Genomic DNA, 17,875 nt, shown 5'->3' on the forward strand with positions numbered 1-17,875 from the left:
CAATGAACTGCGGAATAGAAGACGTATGCGGCTAAGTAAATTGACTCAGCAAATTGGGTCACTGAAACAAACTAAGCTAGCTCCACAGGGAGCGAGTGACGGATTAGGCTATTCATTTTTTTCGCGTAGTAGCTTACGTAAAGCTTGTTTACAATTTTTACTTTGCTGCTTAATGGGTGATTTTGTTTTGGCCCCAGCTATGGTAATGGCACAAACCACCCCCAACGTTGCTAGTAATAGTGAGGTTGGCACTGTCACCCTATCTTTCATGAATGCGGACATTGACTCAGTTGCAAGTGTAGTTGCCAAAGCAACTGGACAGACCATCTTGGTTGACCCACAAGTGAAGGGCACGATTAATCTCATTAGTAATAAACCAGTGAGTAAAGCCAAGGCCTTAGATTCTTTTTCTACCGCCCTGCGAACAGCGGGTTTTGCTTTAGTGGAAGTTAACGGCGTATATCGGGTTGTTACCCAAGCAGATGCAAAATTAGTCAGTACATCGGTTTCAACAGGGAAAACCAAGCAAGAGGGCGATCAAATTATTACACGAGTTTTTAGATTGAGCTATGAATCAGCCAATAATTTATTACCAGTTTTACGGCCTTTGGTTTCACCGAACAATACGATTAACGCTTATCCAGGCAATAACACGATTGTGGTAACCGATTATGCGAGCAATATTCAGCGAATTGCAACTTTAATTGATGCAATTGATGCACCAACTACAACTGATGTGCAGACGATTAAATTACAACATGCTTTTGCAAGTGATATAGCAGCAATCTTAAGTAAGGTGTTGGATACAGGCGCAGCGGGTACCGCAGACCCTGCATTAAAAACCATTATTTTGGCTGAGCCACGGAGTAATTCGATTTTAGTACGTAGCTCGAGTGCAGAGCGCGTAAGACAAGTTCGTATTTTAGTGGCACGTCTTGATATTCCAGGTAATAAAAACGGCAATATTTGGGTAGTGCCACTAAAGAATGCTGAGGCTAGTAAATTAGCAATAACCTTACGCGCTATAGTAGCAGCTGATGCAGCTTTATCTGCGCAGGTTGCTGGCGGTAATGCTGCTGCTAATCCCGCAGCAGCAAATCCACAGCAAAATCCGGCTGCCAATCCTGCGGCAACGGGTTCTGGCACGAGCTTAGCCACCTCTGCATTAGTTAGTACTAGCACTCCCAATGTAGGCGGTTTTATTCAAGCTGAGCCAGCAACGAATTCGCTCATTATTACGGCTAACGAACCGCTCTATCGTAATTTACGACAAGTCATTGAAGAATTAGATCGAAGACGTACTCAGGTCTACATTGAGGCACTTATTGTTGAGGTGAGTTCTGAAACTGCTGCAGAGTTGGGTATTCAATGGAATTTTTTATTGGGCTCGGGTAATCAAAACGTGGGTTTTGGTGGCACTAACTTTAATGTTCCCGGTCAAGGCCCTGGCGCAAATATTATAGGTCTGGGGCGAGATACGAGCATAATTGCAAATCCAGGCACGCCTGCTACTGGCGTACCAATACCACCAGCGCCTGGCTTAAATTTAGGCATGATAAGTAGGTTTAATGGTGTTTATGCCATGTCGGCTTTAATTAGAGCACTAGAAACTGCTACTGGCACCAATGTTCTTTCAACCCCAAATTTAATCACACTTGACAATGAAGAAGCGCGCATTATTGTCGGTCGAAATATCCCGATCTTAACCGGTTCCTATGCGCAAACGGGGACCACCTCAACGGTCACGCCGTTTCAAACAATTGTGCGGCAAGACGTGGGAATAACTTTACGGGTTCGGCCACAAATTTCAGCTAACGGTATTGTTAGAATGCAAATTTTCCAAGAAGTCTCATCTGTTGTCCCAATTTATGATCCTTCAGGGCCGATTATAAATAAACGCAATATTGAATCGAATGTATTGGTTGATGACGGCCAAATGATCGTGTTGGGCGGTTTGATCACAGATGAATACGGAGATCAAACAAGCGGTATTCCATTTTTAAGCAGCATTCCCATTATTGGCAATTTATTTCGCTATGACAATAAAAAAAGAATCAAAAGTAATTTATTAGTCTTTATTCGCCCCTATGTTTTGCGGGATAAAGATGAAAATGAGCAAATGACTAAAAATCGTTTAGACCTAATGCAAACCAAAGAAGATCAGTTTAAGCAATTACCGATGTTATTGCCTACAGAAAAGAATATGCCAAACGTTAAAGATGCCGAAGTGCCGCTGGTTCCACCAAGATTACCCTCTGACACCATCAATACCAGCCCTGCGATAAAACCCTCAAGTCCACCTTCTATTGCTCCAATAGCCCCCGCATTACCGGCGAATAAATAATGCTACGTATTCCTTTTGTTTACGCGCGGGATAATCAGGTGCTGTTAATGAAAGCGCCTGTAACTGAAGGCCAGCAATTTTTAGATGGTGGACAAGAAGATGATCTGATTGTCATTCATAGCCCCACTACCGATTTAACAGTACTCCAAGAAATTTGTCGTCTAGTTGGCCCTGTAAAGCGAGTAGAAAAATCCAGCGATGAGGTGATGCAAGCAGTGAATGCAGCTTATTCACAAGGCGATTTAGACGCCTCGCAAGTGGTTGATGAGGTTGAAGACACGATTGATTTATCCCGTTTATTGCAAGAGATACCCATTTCAGAAGATCTCTTAGAAATGAATGATGACGCTCCAGTAATTCGGATGATTAATAGTTTATTAAAACAAGCTAGCCGTAATGGCGCTTCTGATATTCACCTAGAAGCATTTGAGCGTAAATCGGTAGTACGTTTTCGGGTCGATGGAAATTTGCGCGATGTGGTTGATATGCGCCGCGATTTACATGCTGCTTTAGTATCGCGGATCAAAATTATGGCGTCGCTTGATATTGCTGAAAAACGCATGCCGCAAGATGGTCGCATTTCTTTGCGGGTAGGCGGTAAAGCCATTGACATTCGGGTTTCTACCCTGCCTACGTCCCATGGTGAGCGGGTGGTAATGCGTTTATTAGAGAAAAATTACGATCGCCTTGATCTCAAAGCACTGGGAATGGCTGACGATACCTTTACTAATTTTGATCAATTGATTCATCGCCCACACGGCATTGTATTGGTTACTGGACCAACGGGTAGCGGTAAGACCACCACGATTTATGGCGCCTTATTACGCTTACGCAATAAAACCAATAACATTATGACGGTTGAGGATCCAATTGAATATAACTTGGATGGGATTGGTCAAACACAAGTGAACGCGCGGATTGATATGAATTTTGCACGAGCCTTGAGGGCGATTTTGCGGCAAGATCCAGATATTGTGATGATTGGCGAAATTCGCGATTTAGAAACCGCACAAATTGCGGTTCAAGCCTCTCTTACCGGACACTTGGTGTTGGCAACTTTACATACCAACGATGCGCCATCGGCGGTAACGCGTTTAATTGATATGGGAATTGAACCGTTTTTACTTTCTTCAACGCTTTTAGGGGTATTAGGACAGCGCTTAATTCGCCTTACTTGTAAAGCCTGTGGCGGCAAGGGATGCCCAGCCTGCGGCGAATCTGGCTATAGCGGCAGAGCAGGCATTTATGAATTAATGGCCACTAATGAAACGATTCGTGAATTAATTCATAACCGTGCTGCTGAAAGTGAAATCCGTAAGCAGGCGACTGCAAATGGGATGCGCAATTTGGCAGAAGATTGCCAGCGGTGGATTGATTCAGGTCAATCGACGGTAGAAGAAATGATGCGCGTCACTGGTGCTGTTGAAATTGATTAATTCTGCCTTCGAGCAACTAAGCTATGCCACGCTACCGATTTGAGGCTTTAACCTATGGCGGTAAGAGTGAGCGGGGTAGTGTTGATGGCGAGAATGAGCGTGCTATTCGGCAGCAGTTAATGGCGAAGCAGCTCGTACCCGTGCGCATTGAGCTTGAGAACCAATGGACTAAGCAACAATTTTGGCAGCGTTTATTCTCTGAAGATAGGCCACTGAGCCGTAATGAATTAGCGGTACTTACCAAGCAATTTGCTTTGCTAGTGCGTTCTGGTGTACAAATTGATGAAGCGCTCACTGTTTTATCGAATGAAAGCTCAAAACCCCACATCAAAAATGTTTTACAGTCAGTAGTTGCTGAATTACGCGCCGGCTTATCTTTATCGCGCGCAGTCGCTACGCAACCACAAACCTTTGACCCTTTATATCAAGGGGTGGTTGGTGCCGCTGAACAATCGGGCCGCATGGGTCAAGTCTTAACCCAATTAGCTGAATTTTTAGAAAAGCGGCAAGCGTTAAAACAAAAAGCCTTGGGTGCTTTAGCTTACCCTGCAATGTTGACTGCGGTTTCGTTTATGGTCATTTTATTTTTAATGACCTATGTTGTACCGCAAATTGCCCGCGTTTTTCAAAGTACCAAACAAACCTTGCCATTTATGACCCGTTTTATTTTGGGCTTATCTAATTTTTTAGTTGATTGGGGTTGGTTGTTGGCTTTAGTTATTGCTCTAGGTATTTATTTTGGTCGCCGGGCTTTAAAGCAAATCGAAATACGGCTGCGCTTTGATCGCTTCATCCTTAATTTACCTTTTTTGGGTCCCTTGTTATTGGGTTTTGAAACTGCCCGTTTTGCCAACACCATGGCGATGCTGGTTGCCGCCAATGTGCCGATCTTAACTGCCTTACATAGCGCGCGCAGTACTTTGGGCAATGAAGTTTTGAAGGAGGCCATTGACTCCACTGAAGCGCGCTTACGAGAAGGCTCTAGCTTGTCTCGATCATTAGGAAGTCAAGGGGTTTTCTCTCCTATTTTGATCCATTTAATTCGTTCTGGAGAGGCTTCTGGTCAGCTTGCTGAGATGCTTAAATATGGCGCTGAAAATGCAGAACTAGAGGCTGAACAAAAAACAAAAATTTTTACTAGTTTATTAGAGCCTGTATTAATATTATTTATGGGGCTGATGGTTTTAGGTATTGTGATGGCAGTAATGCAACCAATTTTAGAAATGAATTCTGGAATTCATTGATTTTTTAGTGAGGTAAACATGCAAATTTTAATTATTACTAGTCCAACCAGTCGCGTCAAAGAATTTCATTTATCGAAAATGCATTTTTTGCTTGGCGCAATGGCAGTATTCCTGGCTTTGGTGGCAGTGAACTGGCTAGTAGCTGCTAGCGTTAATTTAACTCGAGATACTCTATTTACTCTAGGTCAAGCAGAGCTACAGGAGAAAAAAATTGTCACTTTAGCCGAGGCTGATTATGAATATAAGCTGCACGAGTTACAAGCGCGTTTAGCGCAAGCCCAGCAAAGTTTGGGACAATTAGATTCCCTCAGAAACCAATTATTACAATTAAATAGTTCACCCAAAGTTATTCAAAAAGAGCTACTGCCAGAGACGCCCCTTGCACTAGGTGGCCCACTAAAACTATCAAGCGAGATTTTTTCACCCGATGAGACTTATGGCGTTCGCCTTGATCGGACCTTGCAAGACTCCATTAGTTTGCAAACCCAAGTTTTGACTTTACAGCGGGCTTTTGCTGAAACCCAAGTTTCAATGAGTGGGGTCCCTGCAGGATCACCATTACCCTTTGAGGTTGCGCCATCGAGTGGCCTCGGTTATCGCATTGACCCCTTTACGCGACAAATTGCTTGGCATGATGGCACCGACTTTCCGGCTGCTTATGGTACGCCTATTTTGGCAACCGCCGACGGTATTGTGATTAAAGCAGGTTGGAGTGGTGAGTACGGTAATTTAGTTGATGTGCAGCATCGCAATGGCACCGTAACGCGCTATGCCCACGCTCAAGAGCTGATGGTACAACTAGGGCAAAAAGTGAAAAAATCCCAACCCTTAGCTAAGGTTGGTTCTACGGGGCGCTCGACTGGCCCACATTTGCATTATGAAATTTTGCGCGATGGCGCGCCTGCTAGTTAGCAAGACTTAGTTTTGGGCAGCGCAATCGACGGTACCAGCATTAAATGCGGGGCGCCATTCTTGGTTTTGTAGGCCGCCCATGCAACCATAGGTATTGAGCGCACGCGTGCCGCCTTGCCCACACTCGAAACAAGCACCATTCGCACCAACGTTCGGGTTAATGCAACCCTCATAATTAAATGTCTGCGTACAATTGGGTGCTGTAGCTTGCGCAAAAATAAACCCGTTAGGGCACTGACAGCTGCCAGGTGTCCAAGCGGTACCAATTTGGGCAAGCGCAGAAAATGCTGGCATGAGACAAAGCAGTAGAAATAATTTTCGGCACAGAATTGTGATGTTCATAGTAAATATTAACCTATTTATGTCATTGCTTATCTCTGCATCTTCGGCGCCGCTAAACTCGGAATCAGCAGATTAATACAGGCCGGTAAGTTACTCGCGAGCGCTCTTTTTGTAGCGGGCAGTAAGGCGCCTAGTTCCGTAACCAATTCTCCATGACCACCAAATCCTTCGCAGACTTTGTCATATCGAGTTGGTAGCAGATCGCAGCCAATGAGCCGTTCTTGACCATAGTCGCGCAATTGGATTTGGTGTTCGGCATTCCAGCAAGCATCATTACCGATGACCAAAAGATAGGGCAATTTATAACGAACTGCAGTATCTATTTCTGCGCAATGAAAGCCAAAACTACCATCTCCCATCACTGTAACGATAGGCACATTCGGTTTGACAAGGCTAGCTGCACTTGCAAAGGGTGGGCCAGAACCAATTGAGCCAGCCACACCATTAATAATTCGGTTTGGCGCTTGCAGACAAGCTTGAGCCCATTGTCCAATCTCGCCACCATCGCTAATGAGGACTGAATCTGGGTGACTATCGAGAATTGTTTGTAATACGGCAAATGCTTGCGCTGGATGAACCCGGCCAGGCTCAACAGTCGCCGATTGCCAATCATTAGGGCGATAGTTAATTGCGGTCTGAACTTCTTGCAACCAGACTTGATGAGAACTACTTTTAAAGTTTATAGTACGCGCTGAATTTATTAGCAAAGTAATACTGGAGTGCACATCACCAAGTGCAGAGAGTTGCAAGCTTTTGCCTAAGCTAACACTTGCGCGTTGAATTTCAGCAGGCTCTGGATCAAGTTGTAAAAATTGACAATCTTTAGCAAAGCTTGGAAATTGCCCAAACTTTAAAGTGAAATCCAATTTTTTCCCAAGGAGTAACACACAATCACTTTTTGCCAGCACTTCCGGAAAGGCGCCCAAACACGGATCATTGATGCCGCGAGGGCTTTCCATGCCCACCACGGGAATTCCTAATGCCTGCTCTAGAGTCGCCAGTTGTTTTCTTCCCGCTTGTGATTGCATTTGTGGCCCAGTTAAGATGATGGGGCGTTGGGCAACTTGTAGCGCTTGCAAGATCGTTTCAATAGCCTCGCTTGCCGCCGATGTTTCTTTAGCGGTAAACGTCTGCTCTGTAGGCAAATTTTTTACACTGGGGTAGGGGCCTTCTAATAAGTCAGAAGGCAGGCTTAAATGCACAGTCCCTGGACGCCCCGATTTCGCGAGATTGATTGCTTTGGCTAGGTCAAAAGGAATTGCTTCAATCGAGTTCGAAGTCAAGGCTGCTTTGACAAGCGGCGCAGCCAAATCAGCTTGCGCCATTTCTTGAAAAGCACCAGTACCCAATTGTGCAAGGGGCGCATGACCCGAAATTAAGACTACCGGCGACTCAGCCATTTGTGCGGTGTAAAGCGCTGCTATTGCATTCGCGTGGCCTGGGCCACCAGTAACGAGTGCGATACCAACTTCACCTGTCAGTCTCGCATAAGCATCTGCCATGTGCACTGCGGCAGCTTCATGACGGGTGTGGATTAATTTGATATCGCTATCGAGAATCGCATCAAATATTGGCATGATGTGATTGCCCGAAAGCGTAAAAATTGTTTTCACTTTAGCTAATTTTAAGGCTGCGACTAAAGCATTGGCACCTAGCACTGGTGAGGAATTATTTGGCATAAAAACAGTACTTTCTGGTGAATTACTAGCTATCGATTGATCAATTAAGGGATAACACTAAGGGCTTAAAAGGTATAAAGAGTTTAATCTTAATTGAGGTAAAAATCATTTGAGGGTTGGATGTCTATATTCGCTTTAGAGCCACCGCCGATAGCTGTTGAGGGACCAAGCGTCTGGACTGGGGCCGAGATGTTGGCTGAGCCGTTATGGATTGTCCCTTGGAAACCAGAGCAGCTAGCTGAAATGCGTGCCGCGGCTTTGCACTTTCAGGCACTCAATTTGCCTTTTGAGCAAATTTCACCTGATAATTTTCCGCTTACACAACTTAAGCCATTTTTGGGTCGTTTATTGACTGAATTACTGCATGGCAGAGGGTTTGTATTGCTACGCGGTATACCAGTACAAGATTTAGGTATTGAGCTTGCTGCCATCATCTATATGGGCTTAGGCGTTCATTTAGGTACCTTGCGAAGTAGTAATGGCAAAGGCCACTTATTGGGTCATGTTTGCGACCAAGGTGTCGACATTACTAAGACGGGTGGACGTTTTTATCAAACGAATAAAAAACTTGATTTTCATACAGATTCAGCTGATCTTGTGGGCTTGCTATGTTTACAAAAGGCTAAAGCGGGCGGTGAATCTTTTATAGCTAGCTCGATGAAGTTGTATAACGAAGTGGTGCGCCGGCGCCCTGATTTAGTTGAGGCGTTATTTATGCCTTATCCAACGGATCGGCGTGGCGAAGTGCCGGAGGGACTGCACCCTTGGTTTGATATGCCCATTTTTACTTGGTATGAAAATAATTTATCGTGTGTTTATATTCGTCAGTACATTGAAGCGGCACAAAATAATTTTCCTGAAGCGAAGCGCTTAACTACCGATCAACTTGCAGTCATGGACTTAATCGATGAAATTTTAGCTGAGCCTGGCTTTGTTTTGCCTATGGCTTTTGAGCCTGGTGATATGCAACTTTTGCATAATCATCAAATCTTGCATTCCCGTAATGATTTTGAAAATTGGCCCGAACGGGAGCGTCAGCGGCATTTATTACGGCTATGGATGGCCCCTAAAGAGGGTAGACCGTTACCTGATTATTTTAAAGCCCGCTGGGGCTCAACCCAAGCAGGTGAGCGAGGCGGTATTATTGTGCCTGGCACTAAATTATCAGTAGAGCTTGATTATCAGTAGAGCTTGAGACCCAATAGAGCGAGATTGTTTAGGGCTTAAGGTCTCCTAATGCAGATAAAAATTGAGTATTTTTTAAAAAGTTGAATGGAAAAAAATGAAAAGTATTATTGATCGCATTGATCATGTGGTATTAACTGTTACCGATATTGAGGCTTCTACCCAGTTTTATGAAAAGGCTCTTGGTTTTGAGCGTGAATTTTTCACTGGGCCTGAAGGTCAACCTCGTTACGCCTTACGCTTTGGGCAATATAAAATTAATTTACAAGATCGAGCTACTGAAACACCAACTAAAGCAAAAGTACCCACTATTGGCGCTGGCGATTTTTGTCTGATTACTGCCATTCCGCTTAATGATGTGATCACCCATTTGACAGCTAATAATATTGCGATTGATGTTGGGCCCGTTGCTAGACGGGGTGCCTTGGGCCCAATTCGGTCAGTCTATCTACGCGATCCTGATGGGAACTTGGTAGAGGTGTCTGAGTATATTTAATTTCATTGCTTATGAGTCAGTTACCGGCTTGGGTCAAGCTTGCACAAGAGCAATGGAATTGGCGAGGAGCCACAAGACCACCATTTGCAGTTGTACCCAATGCGTCGCAAATTTCGGTATGGGATTTTCCACGTCCCCCAAAGTATGTTGAGGATTGTAGGCAGGTTGTTATTTGCTTTAATGGGCAAGAAATTGCGCGCACAAAAAATGCTATTTTGGTATTAGAAACTTCTCATCCACCGAGTTTTTATATCCCACCAAAGGATATCAACTTCAAATTTTTGAAGCCATCTACCGGCAATTCTTTTTGTGAGTGGAAAGGCCCCGCTCAATACTGGGATATAAATGATGGTGTTAATCAACTCAAAAAAGTTGCATGGAGCTATGCCCAACCCTTTGATGAAGCAAAGATGATTGCCGATCACATTGCTTTTTACCCTACTCAGCTGCACTGTACTGTTGATGGAGAACAGGTTTTACCTCAGCCTAGCGGGCTTTTATGGTGGCTGGGTTACTCCAGAGCTAGTTGGACCATTTAAAGGTGAGCCCGGAAGTGAATCATGGTGAGTAAAGTTGATTTTAATCCGACCAGAGGTCGGCTAGCCATTGTTTGAATTCTTGATACATTAATCCCAAACCAATACTGACAAACAGAATGATAAATGCTGCAATTAACAGTAGATTGGAATTAATCATTTAATTATGAGAATATTGGAGTGCTAGAGCAATAGTTTGGTGATGAATCTCAACAGATTGCTCGATTTTTTCGCCGTAACCACCTGCCATTACAACTGCAATCGGAATTCCATAAATCTTTGCAAAATCGAATACTGCCTGATCACGCAATAACAAACCTTTTTTACTCAGGCTTAATTTACCTAGGCGATCATCAGTATGCGGATCTGCACCAGCTAAATAAATCACAAAGTCTGCACTAAATCTTTTTTCAAGTTCATCAAGTGCATAAGTAACAGCATTTAAATATTCGTTATCTGCGCATTGATTTTTTAAGCCAATATCAAGATCGCTTTGTTCTTTATTTAAGGGAAAGTTATTTTCTCCATGAATTGATAAAGTAAAAATTGAATCGTTATATTGCATGATACTAGCGGTTCCGTTACCTTGATGCACGTCAAAATCAACAATGGCAACACGGAAATGATTGCCCTTGATGGCCTGTAAATTTTTAGCTGCGATTGCGACATCGTTAAAAACACAAAACCCACTGCCTTTATCGCGATAGGCATGGTGAGTTCCACCAGCTAAATTAACACCGACTCCATCCATAAGTGCGGCATTACAAGCTGCTAAGGTTGCGCCAACCGACCTTTTAGAGCGTTCAACCATCTGCGGACTCCATGGAAAGCCAATTTCCTTTTGTTCAGCTACATTAAGTTGTCCACTAATTATTTTTTCAACATACTTTGCGTCATGAGCAAGAAGTAACTGCGCATTAGTTGCGCTTGGAGCCTCAAGCAGTTCTAAATCGGCTAATGATTGGATTGATTGTCGCAGTAGAGCATATTTTTCCATCGGGAAGCGATGCCCTTTTGGAAGGGGTAACACAAAGTGATCGCTATAATACGCTTTCACTAGACATTGGTCCTGATTAGTAAGTATTTAATGAGTACTGAGAAAGTAATGAATTAATTCTTCTTCGTATTAAAAATATCAATTGAATCAACAGCATGAATCATGCCATTTGTAGCAATTATATTTTCTATTTTTATGCTGACTCGATTTACACTCGGGCCACTCAGATTGGATTCAATTAAAAGATCATCACCAGCAATGGAGGAATAGTGGGAATTATGAACTTTAGTTGAGGCAAACTCAGGAACAATAAAGTGATCAATAAAATCGTTTAATTCCTCGGGATTAGATTCAAGCGCTTGAAGATATTCTGGGGGGACTCTACTGAAGGCAGCATCAGTAGGGATAAAAAGTGTAAAAAATCCACCGTTATCGAGTAACTGAAACCATTCTGATTTTTTGATTAGTTTTGTCCAGATTTTAAAAATTCCAGAGCTAATTGCAGTATCAATTAGCCCACATAAAACGCATCCTTCAAAATGCTCATAAGTGCTAGAGCTCATCTTTAGAACCTTATTTTGTAGTTGCAAATACAGTTAAGAATGGATTGATAAAAAAAGTTAGGGAATACCCTAAATAAATATACGCCCTTTGGAATAAGGCTGTTGAAAGGTGAAATTACCTTACTATTAAAATAGCTTTACCAATTAATCCTGATCTTTAAGGCTGTAGTTCCCGCTTTAGGCTTGATTAACCCCTTTTTATTGATACTATTTGCCCTTAACTTTTGCATTATTTGGTGGGTAAAGAATCTGTGAATCGCCCTAATATTATTTTTATTGTTGCTGATGACTTGGGTTATGCAGACCTAGGCTGTTATGGCGCGAAGTCAAACGCTTCACCCACGCTTGATTGGTTAGCACTCAATGGTCTCCTTTTTACTCAGGGTTACTCGAATTCTCCAGTCTGCTCGCCAACGCGCTTTGCTTTGATGACTGGACGATATCAGTATCGCTTGCGTGGGGCAGCAGAGGAGCCAATTAATTTTAAAAGTAGAGGCAATACAACTTTAGGATTGCCAGTGGATATCCCCACTTTGCCATCGATGCTCCGCGAAGTGGGTTACCAAACCGCCTTATTTGGCAAATGGCATCTAGGCTTTCCGCCACAATTTGGACCTTTACTTTCGGGCTACGATGAATTTTTTGGTCCAATGGCAGGTGGAGTTGATTACTTTACCCATTGTGACTCACAGGGAATTCATGATCTTTGGCTCAATGGCGAGGAGACCGCCGAAGAAGGGTATCTAACAGATTTGCTTTCCAATAAAACTATTGAATATATTCAGAAAAAATCTGCTGTGGCAAGGGCAGGAACCCCTTTTTTTATTAGCCTTCATTACACTGCCCCACATTGGCCCTGGGAAACAAGAGATGATGCCCATCTGGCAAGTGAAGTAAAGAATAATTTATTTCATCTGCATGGCGGTAATGTAAAAACCTATCAGCAAATGATCCATCATATGGATGAAGGTATTGGCAAAATAGTTGCCACACTTCAAGCAGAAAATTTGTTGAATGACACCTTGATTATTTTTACTAGCGATAACGGTGGCGAGCGGTTTTCTGATAACTGGCCTTTAGTCGGCGGGAAAATGGATTTGACTGAGGGGGGCATTCGCGTTCCCTGGATTGTGCATTGGCCAGCCCTCATTCCTCAAAATAAAGTGAGTACGCAAATTGGTATCACGATGGACTGGACGGCAACGATATTGGATATTGCTGGCGCTCATATAGACCCAGAATATCCCCTCGATGGCGTCTCAATGCTGCCTATTTTAAAAAATGCTAATCACCTATTTGAAAGGCCTCTGTTTTGGCGCATGAATTATCGAGGCCAGCGGGCTTATCGTTTAGATGAATGGAAGTATCTTAAGGTCGATGAAAATGAGTACCTTTTTAATGTTGGAGCAGATGAGCGTGAGCGGGCAAATTTAGCCGAATATTTTCCTGAGCAGTTAAGGTCAATGCGAGAATCTTGGCTAAGTTGGAATTTAACGATGCCAGAAATTCCGCAGGGTGCTAATATCAGCGTAGGTTATTCAATTCAAAATATGCCCCAGAGATAGGTGAAAACTTGAAGCAAAAAATCAAAATAATATTGGGTTGCATTTTTATTTTATTTAGTTCGTACAGTATGGCGCAGTTGCCACAGTCTTACCCAAATCGACCAGTTAAATTAATTGTGCCCCTAACGCCTGGTTCTGGGGTTGATATTGTGGCGCGGATTGTGGCCAAGAATTTAAGTGAAACTTGGAAGCAGCCGGTAGTAGTTGAAAATCGCCCTGGAGCTGGCGGTTTAATTGGGACGGGCGCAGTAGTGAACGCGGAACCTGATGGCTATACACTTTTAGTTCAGTCCGCTTCTTATGCAGCTAATCCCGCAATTTATAAAAAATTACCTTACGATCCTTTAAAGGCCTTAGTAGATGTCAATATTTTAGGAATTACCCCCTATTTAATGTCCACCTCTCCTGGTGGGCCGTATCAATCTCTTAAGGATCTGGTCTTGGCAGCCAAAGCCAAGCCAGGAGAAATTCCCTTCGCCTCTGCAGGCATTGGCAGTTCAACCCATTTAGCGGCAGAATATTTCAATCAAATTGCCGGCATTAAAATGGTCCATGTGCCATACAAGGGTGGGCCAGATGCCATGCAAGATCTGATGAGTAATCGGGTTGCCTTTTTTATGATTGCTTTTGATACCGCAATTACACAAGTTAACTCTGGCAAATTAAAGGCCTTAGGGGTAACGACCCAAACACGCTCAGAGGCTGCTCCTAATATTCCAACGATTGCTGAACAGGGCTACCCTAGCTATGACATGAGTCTGTGGTTTGGAGTATGGGCCCCTAGCGCAACACCGGTAGCAATCATTCAAAAAATTAATTCTGATATTAATTTGGCTATGCAAGATAAAGAAGTACAGAACGCGTATGCAAAGGCGGGCATTCGCTCAAGGCAAATGACAACAGATGAGTTTAAGAAATTTGTGCGAACAGAAATGACAAAATATGAAAAGATCGCACAGTTTGCTGGTATCGAGGCTCAGTAAGCAGTAGCTTATTTAATCGGCTCAGCATATGAATCTAGGGTTATACCCATAAAAGATCATCTTGAAAGAAAGCACTACTGAGATTAGATTAATAAATAGAAATTTTAGCTTGTTAAACCTAGTTTTTATTCGCACTTTGTTAGAAAATACCGAGATTAATTAATCAATCGGCTTTATATCTAGCTCTACAGCTAGTTTTTGCCAGCGGTTGCTGTCTTCTTCAACCTTACGCTTCATTTCTTCTGGGGTAGGGGATGCAACCTCAAGCGCCATTCCACTCAAGCGCTCTCGGACATCAGGCATATTTAATACCTGCTTCATTGCTAAAAAGATTTTATCGATAATGGGTTTTGGTAGATTAGCTGGCCCCATAATGCCGAACCACTGTTCATAGTCCATGCCATTAATTCCCAATTCAGCAAAGGTAGGTATTTCGGGAAAATCACTATTCCGCTTGTTACCAGTCACAGCTAATGGGCGTAGTTTTCCAGCTTTTATGTGGGTTCCTGCGCTAGCCATGGTGGTAATCATGACGTTTACTTGCCCACTCATTAAATCAATCATCGCTGGTGAAGATCCCTTATAGGGAACACTAATAAAATTAAGCCCAGAGCGTGCTTTAAAAAGATCAACGACAACGCTACCAGTGCCAGCAATTGCCATGGTCATTTTGCCAGGATTGGCTTTTGCAAAAGTAATAGCTTCACGAGCAGTTTGAACTTGAAAATAGGGGCTTGCAACTAAAAATGCTGGCGATCGACCAATTAGTGAAATCGGTGTGAAATCTTTAAGTGCGTTATAAGGCATCTTACGGGTATAGATGGGCGTACTAGTATGGAATACATCGACTAGAACTAAGGTGTAGCCATCGGGCGCAGCTTTAGCGACGTAATCGGTGCCAATAATCCCTCCTGCACCTCCTTTGTTATCAACTACTACAGTTTGTTTTAATACGCCCGATAATTTATCAGCAATTTGCCGGCCAATGCCATCAGAACTGCCGCCTGCAGGAAAGGGAATGACTAATTTGATTGGTCTGGAAGGGTAGTCGGGTACCGGGTTTGCTTGGGCATTAGTGTTACTAGGCAAATAAAAAAGACCCGTACTCAACATTAATGCAATTTTTACAATAAAAATTTTTCTAGTAATCATCTCAAGATCCATTCACGATAGTTGATACAGAAGATTTTGATCTGATCAGGACTTCACTTAACTCAGAAAAACCTTTGCCCCCCTTAGATTTAGTAACCCATTTGGGCATAAACTCTATTCTATCCCGATAGTCTAATACATTAGCAACTCCAAAGGAATGTCTGAAATAAGAGAACATTGGAGCATCATTTGGAGAATCGCCTATAAAGAGACAAGCTTGATTATAAGTTTCCAAGTCTTTATGAAAGAGGTTTTTCATCATTAGTTTGGTGGTGCTTAGCTTGTCCCAATGACCCAACCAAAGATTGACATGAATCGAGCTTAATTTAGCTGTTAATTCATAGGCGGCAAGAAATTGTAGTAGTGTTTCTATGTCTTTAGCTGAATATGGCTGAACATCTTCTTTAACATCGATAGCTAAATCGTATAGACGTGAAAATTGATCTGAAGCAAAAACAATCTTAGGATATTCTTTAATCAATAACTCTTTTATTTGCAAAAGGCGCTGGGCATAAACAATTCTTTCGTTTTGGTCAAGCACATGATGGGTGCAAAGTTTTTTTGAGACTTTATCCTGCCACATATAAAAGGCTCCATTTTCGCCAACAATAGCATCTACTGGCCACTGTCTGACAATTAGGTCACACCATCCAGCCGGTCTTCCTGTAACTGGGATTACTTTATAACCCGCATTTTGAAGGGCGGCTATTGCAGTAAAAGTTTCAGGAAGTAATTTCCCCCCGTCTGTAATAGTGTCATCTATATCTGTAAATACGTACTCAATTTCTGTGACAACCTTTGTAGGTAGATCAGCAATTGGCTTGGGATTGATTAATCGGCTCAAGGAATAATTGCTCAAAAAGTCAAATTAATTTTTTGCGGATTTGTGTCACGATAATTTCAGCAATTACAACGATAATAAAAATACATAATAGTATTAATGAAACACGAGTCCACTGAAATAGATTTAGTGCAGAATCGAGTGCCATCCCAATACCCCCAGCACCAACTAGGCCCAAGACTGAAGATTCGCGAATATTAATATCCCAACGAAATAAGGCAATTGACCAAAAACTTGGCGCAATCTGAGGCCAATAGCCTTTGGTAAAAATTGAAAGCCAAGGTGCACCACAGGCTTTTAATGCTTCAATGCTGTTCATGTCAGCAGTATCAATTGACTCGCCCAGTAACTTACCAACAAAACCAATTGATCGAAAAGCAATTGCAAGAGTGCCAGCTAGAGCTCCTGGACCAAAAATCGCCACAAATAATAAGGCCCAAATAATTGAATTAATTGATCTTGAGGCAACTAAAATAAATTGTGCGATTAAATTAATAATGCGAAAAGGTATTAAGCGATAAGAGGTGCAAAGCCCAATGGGAAAGGCAATTGCTAATGAAATAATAGTGCCTAAAGTTGCAATATGGATTGTATCCAACAAGGCTTCATGAATTCCCTTTGGGTAGTAGTCAAAATCAATTGGCCACATACGCAAAAATAGATCCTGCACCTGTTCTGGAGCATCTAATAAAAACTCGGGGATAACTTCAACATTTTTAGCTGAGAAAATAATTAGTGCGATGGCTATAAGCGATAAAAAAAATCGAAGTTGTACTTGAATAAAGCTATAACGCGACCAAGTACTAGGGTATTCTTTTTGGGATGTAATCATGATTCGTTTTCAATTCGACTTTGTTTTCCGGTAAGTAGAATACGAATCAATTTAGCTAATAATTCGCCAGTCATAATCATTGCGATGATGGCGAGCAAAATAGCGCATACAAAGTCATAGTCGAAGCGTTGGAAGGCGGCAAATAAAGTACCTCCAATACCTCCAGCACCCACAATTCCCACCATTGTTGAGTTTCTTAAATTAGAATCGATTTGGTAAGTAACAAAGCCAATAAAGCGGGACATCACTTGGGGGAAGACGCCATAATCTAGCACGCTTAAAAATGGCGCACCTGTTGCTTTAATGGCTTCAACTTGTTTTGGCGATATTTCTTCAATTGCTTCAGCAAAGAGTTTGGCAATAAATCCAATTGAAGCCACAATTAGGGTCAAGATGCCTGCTAATGCACCAAAGCCAACTGCTTTAACAAAGAGAATAGCAACGATTAAAGGATGAAAACTGCGACAAAGGGCAATCACGGTACGCGCAATCCACGTTACCCATTTGGGCATTAAGTTGCGCGCTGCTAGAATGCTAAGTGGTAATGAAAGAATCACCCCGAAAAAGGAAGCCAATATAGCAATTTCCAGACTTTCTTGTAAGCCTTTAAACATCGACTCTGGTTGCATTACATGTGGGGGAAACATCCGACTTAAAAATTGTGCACCATTATGGATGCCGAGGACAAAGCGATCCCAAGTAAAGTCAAGCCTAGACATAGCGTAAATCACATAAGCAAAAAAAATCGCCCACATGATTTTTGTTTTA

17 protein-coding genes are annotated in these 17,875 nt (G+C 42.6%); 9 read left to right on the forward strand and 8 right to left on the reverse strand.

What is annotated here, in order from left to right:
* The first annotated feature begins 25 nt into the window (after positions 1–25).
* The 4 genes from gspD to LZG75_RS04315 are packed head-to-tail and all read left to right on the forward strand — an operon-like array spanning position 26 to position 5,936.
* Complete coding sequence (gene gspD / locus LZG75_RS04300; RefSeq protein ID WP_233935586.1) at positions 26–2,344, forward strand: type II secretion system secretin GspD; 2,319 nt, start codon at positions 26–28, stop codon at positions 2,342–2,344.
* On the forward strand, positions 2,344–3,780 hold the full coding sequence (locus LZG75_RS04305) for a GspE/PulE family protein (RefSeq protein WP_233935596.1): 1,437 nt from the start codon (positions 2,344–2,346) through the stop codon (positions 3,778–3,780). The genes gspD and LZG75_RS04305 overlap by 1 nt, the downstream gene beginning before the upstream one ends.
* Before the next feature lie 23 nt (positions 3,781–3,803).
* A complete protein-coding gene (gspF, locus tag LZG75_RS04310) occupies positions 3,804–5,024 on the forward strand; it encodes a type II secretion system inner membrane protein GspF (RefSeq protein ID WP_233935598.1) in 1,221 nt (406 codons plus the stop codon).
* Between the two features lie 18 nt (positions 5,025–5,042).
* Positions 5,043–5,936: a M23 family metallopeptidase gene (locus LZG75_RS04315; protein ID WP_233935601.1), complete on the forward strand. Its 894-nt coding sequence runs from the start codon at positions 5,043–5,045 to the stop codon at positions 5,934–5,936.
* A 6-nt stretch (positions 5,937–5,942) separates the two neighbouring features.
* Here the strand turns inward: LZG75_RS04315 and LZG75_RS04320 are convergent, their stop codons facing one another.
* Together LZG75_RS04320 and LZG75_RS04325 are read right to left on the reverse strand one after the other, a co-directional pair.
* A complete protein-coding gene (locus tag LZG75_RS04320; RefSeq protein WP_233935603.1) occupies positions 5,943–6,230 on the reverse strand; it encodes a hypothetical protein in 288 nt (95 codons plus the stop codon).
* 77 nt (positions 6,231–6,307) lie between these two features.
* Positions 6,308–7,957, reverse strand: coding sequence for a thiamine pyrophosphate-binding protein (locus tag LZG75_RS04325; protein WP_233935606.1), 1,650 nt, complete (start codon positions 7,955–7,957; stop codon positions 6,308–6,310).
* Positions 7,958–8,077: 120 nt separating this feature from the next.
* Between LZG75_RS04325 and LZG75_RS04330 the strand changes: the two genes are divergently transcribed.
* The 3 genes from LZG75_RS04330 to LZG75_RS04340 all read left to right on the forward strand — a co-directional run bounded on the left by LZG75_RS04330 (position 8,078) and on the right by LZG75_RS04340 (position 10,177).
* Positions 8,078–9,145 (forward strand): TauD/TfdA family dioxygenase, encoded by a 1,068-nt coding sequence (locus tag LZG75_RS04330; RefSeq protein WP_233935609.1) that lies wholly within the window; start codon positions 8,078–8,080, stop codon positions 9,143–9,145.
* Positions 9,146–9,239: 94 nt separating this feature from the next.
* Positions 9,240–9,638 (forward strand): VOC family protein, encoded by a 399-nt coding sequence (locus LZG75_RS04335; RefSeq protein ID WP_233935611.1) that lies wholly within the window; start codon positions 9,240–9,242, stop codon positions 9,636–9,638.
* A gap of 11 nt (positions 9,639–9,649) precedes the next feature.
* Positions 9,650–10,177 (forward strand): DUF427 domain-containing protein, encoded by a 528-nt coding sequence (locus tag LZG75_RS04340; protein ID WP_233935614.1) that lies wholly within the window; start codon positions 9,650–9,652, stop codon positions 10,175–10,177.
* A gap of 157 nt (positions 10,178–10,334) precedes the next feature.
* On the opposite strand, the gene LZG75_RS04345 is transcribed toward LZG75_RS04340, so the two are convergent.
* A complete protein-coding gene (locus tag LZG75_RS04345) occupies positions 10,335–11,231 on the reverse strand; it encodes a histone deacetylase (protein WP_233935616.1) in 897 nt (298 codons plus the stop codon).
* 53 nt (positions 11,232–11,284) lie between these two features.
* Entirely contained in the window at positions 11,285–11,734 is a 450-nt protein-coding gene (locus LZG75_RS04350) for a fasciclin domain-containing protein (protein WP_233935618.1), read from the reverse strand.
* Between the two features lie 251 nt (positions 11,735–11,985).
* Here LZG75_RS04350 and LZG75_RS04355 point away from each other — a divergent pair, with 251 nt between their 5' ends.
* Together LZG75_RS04355 and LZG75_RS04360 are read left to right on the forward strand one after the other, a co-directional pair.
* The gene (locus tag LZG75_RS04355; RefSeq protein WP_233935621.1) at positions 11,986–13,299 is read left to right on the forward strand and encodes a sulfatase-like hydrolase/transferase; all 1,314 of its coding nucleotides are present in this window, start codon (positions 11,986–11,988) and stop codon (positions 13,297–13,299) included.
* 68 nt (positions 13,300–13,367) lie between these two features.
* Positions 13,368–14,282 (forward strand): tripartite tricarboxylate transporter substrate binding protein, encoded by a 915-nt coding sequence (locus LZG75_RS04360; protein WP_233935625.1) that lies wholly within the window; start codon positions 13,368–13,370, stop codon positions 14,280–14,282.
* A 159-nt stretch (positions 14,283–14,441) separates the two neighbouring features.
* Here the strand turns inward: LZG75_RS04360 and LZG75_RS04365 are convergent, their stop codons facing one another.
* The 4 genes from LZG75_RS04365 to phnE (LZG75_RS04380) are packed head-to-tail and all read right to left on the reverse strand — an operon-like array spanning position 14,442 to position 17,862.
* Positions 14,442–15,434, reverse strand: a complete 993-nt coding sequence (locus tag LZG75_RS04365) for a tripartite tricarboxylate transporter substrate binding protein (RefSeq protein WP_233935627.1) — start codon at positions 15,432–15,434, stop codon at positions 14,442–14,444.
* 1 nt (position 15,435) lies between these two features.
* Positions 15,436–16,278, reverse strand: a complete 843-nt coding sequence (locus LZG75_RS04370; RefSeq protein ID WP_233935629.1) for an HAD-IIB family hydrolase — start codon at positions 16,276–16,278, stop codon at positions 15,436–15,438.
* A 19-nt stretch (positions 16,279–16,297) separates the two neighbouring features.
* On the reverse strand, positions 16,298–17,107 hold the full coding sequence (gene phnE / locus LZG75_RS04375) for a phosphonate ABC transporter, permease protein PhnE (RefSeq protein ID WP_233935632.1): 810 nt from the start codon (positions 17,105–17,107) through the stop codon (positions 16,298–16,300).
* A complete protein-coding gene (gene phnE, locus LZG75_RS04380; RefSeq protein WP_233925224.1) occupies positions 17,104–17,862 on the reverse strand; it encodes a phosphonate ABC transporter, permease protein PhnE in 759 nt (252 codons plus the stop codon). The genes phnE (LZG75_RS04375) and phnE (LZG75_RS04380) overlap by 4 nt, the downstream gene beginning before the upstream one ends.
* Between the last annotated feature and the right edge of the window lie 13 nt (positions 17,863–17,875).

Source organism: Polynucleobacter sp. IMCC30063 (assembly GCF_021395235.1).
Taxonomy (GTDB): Bacteria; Pseudomonadota; Gammaproteobacteria; order Burkholderiales; family Burkholderiaceae; genus Polynucleobacter.

Coding starts and splice junctions, on each gene's coding strand:
- gspD (WP_233935586.1), top strand. CDS start 26: ATGCGGCTAAGTAAATTGACTCAGCAAATTGGGTCACTGAAACAAACT.
- LZG75_RS04305 (WP_233935596.1), top strand. CDS start 2,344: ATGCTACGTATTCCTTTTGTTTACGCGCGGGATAATCAGGTGCTGTTA.
- gspF (WP_233935598.1), top strand. CDS start 3,804: ATGCCACGCTACCGATTTGAGGCTTTAACCTATGGCGGTAAGAGTGAG.
- LZG75_RS04315 (WP_233935601.1), top strand. CDS start 5,043: ATGCAAATTTTAATTATTACTAGTCCAACCAGTCGCGTCAAAGAATTT.
- LZG75_RS04320 (WP_233935603.1), bottom strand. CDS start 6,230: ATGCCAGCATTTTCTGCGCTTGCCCAAATTGGTACCGCTTGGACACCT.
- LZG75_RS04325 (WP_233935606.1), bottom strand. CDS start 7,957: ATGCCAAATAATTCCTCACCAGTGCTAGGTGCCAATGCTTTAGTCGCA.
- LZG75_RS04330 (WP_233935609.1), top strand. CDS start 8,078: ATGTCTATATTCGCTTTAGAGCCACCGCCGATAGCTGTTGAGGGACCA.
- LZG75_RS04335 (WP_233935611.1), top strand. CDS start 9,240: ATGAAAAGTATTATTGATCGCATTGATCATGTGGTATTAACTGTTACC.
- LZG75_RS04340 (WP_233935614.1), top strand. CDS start 9,650: ATGAGTCAGTTACCGGCTTGGGTCAAGCTTGCACAAGAGCAATGGAAT.
- LZG75_RS04350 (WP_233935618.1), bottom strand. CDS start 11,734: ATGAGCTCTAGCACTTATGAGCATTTTGAAGGATGCGTTTTATGTGGG.
- LZG75_RS04360 (WP_233935625.1), top strand. CDS start 13,368: ATGGCGCAGTTGCCACAGTCTTACCCAAATCGACCAGTTAAATTAATT.
- LZG75_RS04365 (WP_233935627.1), bottom strand. CDS start 15,434: ATGATTACTAGAAAAATTTTTATTGTAAAAATTGCATTAATGTTGAGT.
- phnE (WP_233935632.1), bottom strand. CDS start 17,107: ATGATTACATCCCAAAAAGAATACCCTAGTACTTGGTCGCGTTATAGC.
- phnE (WP_233925224.1), bottom strand. CDS start 17,862: ATGTGGGCGATTTTTTTTGCTTATGTGATTTACGCTATGTCTAGGCTT.